The organism is Brasilonema octagenarum UFV-OR1 (assembly GCF_963888615.1).
GTDB classification, from domain to species: Bacteria; Cyanobacteriota; Cyanobacteriia; order Cyanobacteriales; family Nostocaceae; genus Brasilonema; species Brasilonema sennae.
This window is the reverse complement of the sequence record NZ_CAWPKW010000173.1, coordinates 1-6,793: the sequence shown is the minus strand read 5'-3', so window position 1 is coordinate 6,793 and position 6,793 is coordinate 1. Positions and strand designations below refer to the sequence as shown.

At 42.1% G+C, this 6,793-nt stretch carries 5 protein-coding genes; 4 read left to right on the top strand and 1 reads right to left on the bottom strand.

The features are described from left to right. Positions 1 to 210: 210 nt before the first annotated feature. Positions 211 to 2,130, bottom strand: a complete 1,920-nt coding sequence (gene mnmG / locus AC5590_RS12225; RefSeq protein ID WP_169268720.1) for a tRNA uridine-5-carboxymethylaminomethyl(34) synthesis enzyme MnmG — start codon at positions 2,128 to 2,130, stop codon at positions 211 to 213. Positions 2,131 to 2,404: 274 nt separating this feature from the next. On the opposite strand from mnmG, the gene AC5590_RS12220 reads away from it, so the two are divergent. The 4 genes from AC5590_RS12220 (at position 2,405) to AC5590_RS12205 (ending at position 6,642) form a co-directional block, all read left to right on the top strand. Continuing rightward, a complete protein-coding gene (locus AC5590_RS12220; RefSeq protein ID WP_169268721.1) occupies positions 2,405 to 3,283 on the top strand; it encodes a D-alanyl-D-alanine carboxypeptidase family protein in 879 nt (292 codons plus the stop codon). 63 nt (positions 3,284 to 3,346) lie between these two features. Continuing rightward, the gene (locus AC5590_RS12215; protein WP_169268719.1) at positions 3,347 to 4,747 is read left to right on the top strand and encodes a sensor histidine kinase; all 1,401 of its coding nucleotides are present in this window, start codon (positions 3,347 to 3,349) and stop codon (positions 4,745 to 4,747) included. Positions 4,748 to 4,793: 46 nt separating this feature from the next. Continuing rightward, the gene (locus tag AC5590_RS12210; protein ID WP_169268718.1) at positions 4,794 to 5,369 is read left to right on the top strand and encodes a TIGR04376 family protein; all 576 of its coding nucleotides are present in this window, start codon (positions 4,794 to 4,796) and stop codon (positions 5,367 to 5,369) included. Between the two features lie 682 nt (positions 5,370 to 6,051). Then, a complete protein-coding gene (locus AC5590_RS12205) occupies positions 6,052 to 6,642 on the top strand; it encodes an Alr2735 family protein (protein WP_169268717.1) in 591 nt (196 codons plus the stop codon). Positions 6,643 to 6,793 lie beyond the last annotated feature (151 nt).

Genomic DNA, 6,793 nt, shown 5'->3' with positions numbered 1-6,793 from the left:
ACTGTTCACTGTTCACTGTTCACTGTTCACTGTTCACTGTTTACTGTTCACTGTTCACTGTTAAATATCACGAGTAGATTTCAGGTAGATTTGAGATTCTGATTGAATATGGAGACTGCGAATGATGTCACGGTGTTAATTTCATGTCATCACCGATACTAGTCTCTTCATATTTCACTTATAACTATACTCCCTCTTTTGGAATTGTTTTCAAGCTAACACCGAAAATTCCTTCCCAGATTTGGTTTTATGCAATTCTAGATAAATTAATAAAGCATTCACATCCGCTGGATTCACCCCACCAATACGAGCTGCTTGCCCTATTGTCAATGGTTTAACCTTGGTCAGTTTTTCCCGCGCTTCTTTAGAAAGAGTTTCAATCGCCTGGTAGTTTAAGTCTGCAGGTAACTGGCGGTGTGCTTGACGGGCAATTTGGTCTATCTGATTTTGTTGCCTTTGCAGGTAGCCAGAATACTTGATGTCAATTTCTGCACCTTCTTTTTCCGCACGTTCAAGATTGGGGTTTCCCAGTCCGTATGTGTTGAGATCTACGTAATGAAATCCCGGACGGCGTAACAAGTCAGCTAGGGTAATCGAACCTTTGATTGCTTGTTGTGTGGTTTGGGCGATCGCCTGCCCAATTTCATCATGTTCCTTCACCCGTGTCCCATACAACCGTTCTTTTTCCGCTGCAATCTTTTCTTGCTTGCGAGTAAAAAGTTCCCAACGTCGGTCATCAATTAAGCCGATTTCCCGTCCTAATGGTGTCAACCGCTGGTCGGAATTATCAGAACGAAGTATCAATCTATATTCAGACCTGCTCGTGAGCATACGGTAAGGTTCCCGTAAATCTTTGGTACACAAGTCATCAACCAGTGTACCGATGTAACTTTGCTCACGGGCAAAAACAATCATTTCTTGACCGCGAGCAAAGCGAGCTGCATTAATTCCAGCAACAAGCCCTTGAGCTGCCGCTTCTTCGTATCCTGTTGTGCCGTTAATCTGTCCAGCGCAGAACAGCCCTTCTACCTTTTTCGTCATCAGCGTGGGATAACACTGAGTTGCGGGTAAATAATCATACTCAACTGCATAAGCTGGGCGGAGCATAACGCACTTTTCCAACCCAGTCAGACTCCGTAACATGTGGAGTTGCAAATTTTCCGGCAATCCTGTAGAAAACCCTTGAATATACAGTTCCGGGATATCTCTTCCTTCAGGTTCAATAAAAATTTGGTGGCTTTCCTTATCAGCAAAGCGGACTATCTTATCTTCTATACTCGGACAATAACGTGGTCCTTTGGCATCCACCCATCCGCCATAAACTGGTGAAAGTTGCAGATTTTCCTGAATCAAGCGATGCGTTTCAGGTGTCGTGCGCGTGATATGACAAGGAAGTTGTTCCCGTTCTACCCAAACTTCTGGGTCAAAGCTAAACCAACGGACATCTTCATCTCCAGGCTGTGGAATCATCTTACTGTAGTCAACAGACCGTTTGTCTACTCGTGCCGGGGTTCCTGTTTTCAGTCGTCCTGTTTCAAACCCCAAACGATTGAGAGTTTCCGTCAAACCGACAGCAGCAAATTCTCCAGCGCGTCCTGCCTCCATCGACTTATTACCAACCCAAATCCGTCCCCCCAAGAACGTCCCCGTCGTCAAGATAACTGCTTTGCACTCAAACGCCACACCAAAATATGTTTGAACACCAACCACTTCATCGTTTGCGCCCAACACCAAATCTGTGACCATTCCTTCGCGGATGATTAAGTTGTCTTGGTTCTCGACAATATTTTTCATTACCGCAGCATATTCTCTTTTATCTGTTTGAGCACGCAACGCCCAAACAGCAGGTCCTCGCGAAGAATTGAGAATCCGCTTTTGCAAATAAGTCCTATCTGCTATTTTGCCAATTTCTCCGCCGAGTGCATCCACCTCATGAGTCAACTGCGATTTCGCTGGACCACCCACTGCTGGGTTACAGGGTTGCCAAGCAATTTTATCCAAGTTGAGTGTCAACAGCAAAGTTCGACAGCCGAGGCGTGCAGCAGCAAGGGCGGCTTCACAACCAGAGTGACCTGCACCGACGACGATGACATCATAAGCGTCTTGGAATTCAATAGTGTGCATGGTCATACTTTAAACAAGCATATAGTCAATTTCAATATTAGCTGATAGAGTGCTTGCATCGCTGAAAACTGAATATGGAAATGTCAGATAAATCACTCTGTTCTATCTACGTTTTTTCTTTTTACTAGCCGTCATGAACTGCCGAACCAGAACACATGAAAATTTCTCTTTTCTTCTGAGTTCTGAGTTCTGAGTTCTGAGTTCTATTTTCAAGTCAGAGTGATATACAGCTAATATAGCAACCTTAATGAGGATGTACCTACCGAGTGCGAAGATGAAAATAAAAACTTTTTTAAAGAAGGCTTTTTTTTACATGATGATTGCTTTTCTTTCTTGTGCATTAGTCGCAAGTCATGGAATAAGCCGCGACAAGTTAATGGCAGATGTTCCAACCCTGAAAAATTGTGTCAGTACTCCATCTTTAGAGAATAACAGAATCTTAACTCAATCTTGTACAAATGTTCCTCAAACACTCATCTCTCCAACTCCCAGTCAGCCATTTACTCCCAACCAAAACTTAACTGAAAAAGATAGATTCTTATCAGCAGTTACAAATAATTTACTAAAAATTCCCACTCCTCATACATTTGAATATATACTATTACGTGCTTATGGCTCAGTATTTGTCAACCAAGATCCGCAAATTAAACTTCCACCAAAAGTTCTCTTTACTAACGACCAGGAAACCAAACAATTTCAATCGACTTTAACACTAACTCAAGTGAAGAATACGAGCCAGTGTTATTTACAAAAGTCAGCAGCAGACGCTTTCGACCAAGCACGTTCACAAGTACAAATCCCTTTAAAATCAGGTTATGGTGCTAGTGATTGTAGTCGCAGTTTCGCCACTAATTTGAGATTTTGGCAAAAATATGCAGATAATAAGACTTTAGAACAAGTGCGTCAAGGAAAAGAAACAAAAATCCTTGGTCTAGTTGCACCACCTGGAGCATCACAACATCTTTGGGGCTTAGCTATTGATTTGAGAGTCACCACTGAAGCCCAAAAACAGGCTCTCAATCAATATGGCTGGTATCGGACTGTAGAGAATGATATACCCCATTGGACTTATGTAGGTTTACCACCTGAGAAATTGACTGAGTTTGGCTTTCAAAATAAAGTTGTAGAAAATGTTACTTATTGGCTAACACCATTATAATTAGAATTAAGTTTTGTAATTTTATGGAATAATCAGCACAAAAGTGCCACGTTGCCAAAATCGATGCAGAAACAACCTGATAAGATACTAGCTGCTGTGGAACACGAAACAGCACGGCTAAACAGACTTTATCAGTATGAAATACTCGACACGCCTGCTGAAGCGGACTTTGATGATTTGACTAAATTGGCAGCACAGATTTGTCAAACCCCAGTGGCGTTAATTGTTTTTGTAGATGCATACCGACAGTGGTTCAAATCAAAGGTTGGTATGGAAATTACGAATGCCCCACTTGAGGCTGGTTTCTGCCCATATACTGTCCAAAAAGGTGATACGTTAATCATTCCAGACACTTTAGCTGATCCACCATTTGCCAAGAATCCAGTCGTTGTCTCACCGCCTCACGTTCGGTTTTATGCAGGAATACCCCTGATCACAGAAGAAAATTATTCGATAGGTACACTCTGTGTACTCGACTTTGTACCGCGTCAACTTGAACAACAACAAATTGAAGCACTACAAACTCTCAGTCGTCAAGTGGTGGCGCAATTAGAGCAACGGCTTTTGACTCGTCGAATCACTCAAAAAAATCAGCAGCTAGACCAAGCTTTAAAAGAACTCACTCATACACAAACCCAACTGATGCACAACGAAAAAATGGTCAGTTTGGGTCATTTAGTTGCGGGTATTGCCCATGAAATTAACAATACACTCAATTTTATCTATGCTAATTTGCCCTACGCCAATCAATACACAAAAGATTTGCTAAGCCTAATTAAACTTTACCATAAATACTATCCCAATCCAGTGGTGGAAATTGAAGCTGCAACGACGGCGATTGACTTCAACTTCATTGAGGAAGACGTATCCAAACTTATGTCCTCAATGACAATTGGATCTGAGCGCATTCACCAAATTGTCTTACAATTGCGGAACTTCTCACGGGTTGAGGAAACCGAGAAAACAGCGGTGAATATTCACGAGAATCTTGAAAATACACTGTTACTCCTTGGACACCGCCTAAAAGGTACATCAGAGTATCCGAAGATCACAGTTATAAAAGAGTACGGTCACCTGCCTGAAATAGAATGCTATGCTGGACAGTTGAACCAGGTGTTTATGAATATTCTGACTAATGCAATTGATTCCCTTCGCAGCAATCTCAAGTCAACGATAAACGACCAGCCTACCTTTGAGTGGAATCCATGTATTTGGATCAAAACGGAAGTCTTAGATTTTGATTATGTTGTGATCCAAATTGCTGACAATGGACCAGGTATGACGCAGAAGACATGCTCAATGATTTTTGATCCCTTCTTTACCACGAAACCTGTCGGTTATGGTACAGGTTTGGGTTTGTCGATTAGTTATCAAATTATCAACAACTGTGGCGGACAATTGACGTGTGTTTCAGCACCCGGACAAGGTGCTAAGTTTGTCATCAAGCTGCCAATTGGTGCTTGAATAATTACTACAATGAAAAAAGCACCTAACCTCTGGAGTTCTAGCAGTGGGCTTATTTGACGATTTTAATCGGTTTTTGGAAAACCGTTTGGAGGAATTCTTGCGTAATAATCCGCATTTGGAGTTGGAAGCGCTGTTGGAGCAGCTGCGCGAGCAAGAGGAAGACACATTGAAGCTCATTGCAGATTTACAATTGCAGGAGAAGCGATCGCAAGAACAAATTCTCTCCACAGCTCAAGAAATCCAAAGGTGGCATATCCGTGTAGAAAAGGCAAAATCTCTGAATAGACAGGACTTAGCCGCGGCTGCAGCACAACGAGAAGCCGCACTGTTGCGCGAAGGAAACCAGCTTTGGGGACAAATGCAAGGAGTCAAAGAACGCATCACCCAAGCCAAGGAACTATTGCGCAAAATTCAACAACGGCGACAGGAAGTGCAAGCCAAAGCAGCCCAAGCTCAAACAGCCCGTGCTAAAACTAAGGCGCAGCAGCCCTCAGAAACTAGCGGTTGGTGGGGTGCGACTAGCGGCTCTTTTAGTGGACATGACGATTTAGAGGAGAAGTTTCGCCGGTGGGAAACTGAGGAAGAGTTAGAACAAATGAAGCGAAAGATGGGGAAATAACAATTCAAAATTCGCTCATTCAAAATTCAAGACAGCTTGAGTTGGATTTCAATCCCCAACTCAAGGCGTTTTCTAACAAAAATAAACCTAGGAAATAGGACATAAATTTATATTTATTGTGCTTTGGAATTATATAAGCATGGTAAAATACAAACACAAAAGCGCTCAAAGTTTTAAAATCTGAGGGCGCTTTTGTTTAGTGATTATTGATTAACTAAAACTATGAAATAAAGTTTTTCCGAGATTAAGCTCATTCATATGAATAATCTTATAAAAAATCTTCCAATCAAGGAACTGCTTAAACTGCAGGCGCTTGCAAGGCAGCGGATAGCAGAGGAATTAGCCCAGAAGATGCAAGAATAACCGCAAGTAACAAGAGGATTTGGAAAAGGATTTGATAGAAAGCGACGCAAATAAACGATAAAGCTTGTTTAGTTGCTATTGATGTTATGGCTCTTTGGTAGTATCCAGCATTTTTGAAGTTGGGTAAATCACGCGCATTGAATGTGCAGCTAAATATGGGGGTTTTGTAACAAAAATAAACCTGAGAAATACGACTTAAATTTATATTTCTTGTGCTTTTTGATTATAAAAGCATGGTATAATACAAAAAACAAAAGCGCCCGCTGTCTTGCAAACTTGAGCGCTTTTGTTCAGTAAACTTATCAATTTAACTAAAGTCATGATAACAAATTTTGACTCAACTGCGATCGCTTCTAAAGAAAATTTACAAAAAAATCCTACAATTCAGCAACTGCTTGAGATAGAGGCGGATGCAAGTCGGCAGATAGCACAGCAATTGGCGGATAAGAAGCAAGAGTGCGGCAAGAACAAGCGCAAGTGGCAAGAGTATTTGCAAAAAAACGGTTTAACAGAACGCGACGCGAAGAAACGGATAAAGCTTGTTCGGTTGCCATTGGTGTTATGGCAGGTTGGGACAATCATGGCGCTTCAGCTAGTTACACCCATGATGGAACCTGTACGAGATTACTTTACGGCTACTGGTGATGAAGTGACTCAAGAAGCTGTGCAAGCCAAGATGGACGACGTAAAGCTGATGCGGAAAATGGAGCGCGAACTACTGGCGCAAGAGGAAGAAGTCAGTGTCTGGAAAATGGATAAGAATGGGCGACGGTATTGGGAAAGTGGGAAAAGTTATGATCAAGAGGCGGGAGTTGTATTGGAGGAATTGGTCAAAGAAACTGGGAAACTTCCTCAAACGATAATTTCTGAAGCGCTTTTGCTGAGGTTTGATGGTGGCGTGAGTGTCTAGCGCTTGGTGAATGACAACATCCTTAATGGTGATGATATAGCAGAATTCAAAAGTCAGGAGTCAGGCTTAAGAGAGCATCAGCCGACGGGAGTCAGGAGCAATCTCTGATTTAGGATTCTACGAATTCCGTCGTCAATTAGTCTACAAGTCT

Bases quoted from the DNA above. Each gene is read 5' to 3' on its own strand.
- AC5590_RS12215 (WP_169268719.1), top strand. From the start codon at position 3,347: ATGCAGAAACAACCTGATAAGATACTAGCTGCTGTGGAACACGAAACA.
- mnmG (WP_169268720.1), bottom strand. From the start codon at position 2,130: ATGACCATGCACACTATTGAATTCCAAGACGCTTATGATGTCATCGTC.
- AC5590_RS12205 (WP_169268717.1), top strand. From the start codon at position 6,052: ATGATAACAAATTTTGACTCAACTGCGATCGCTTCTAAAGAAAATTTA.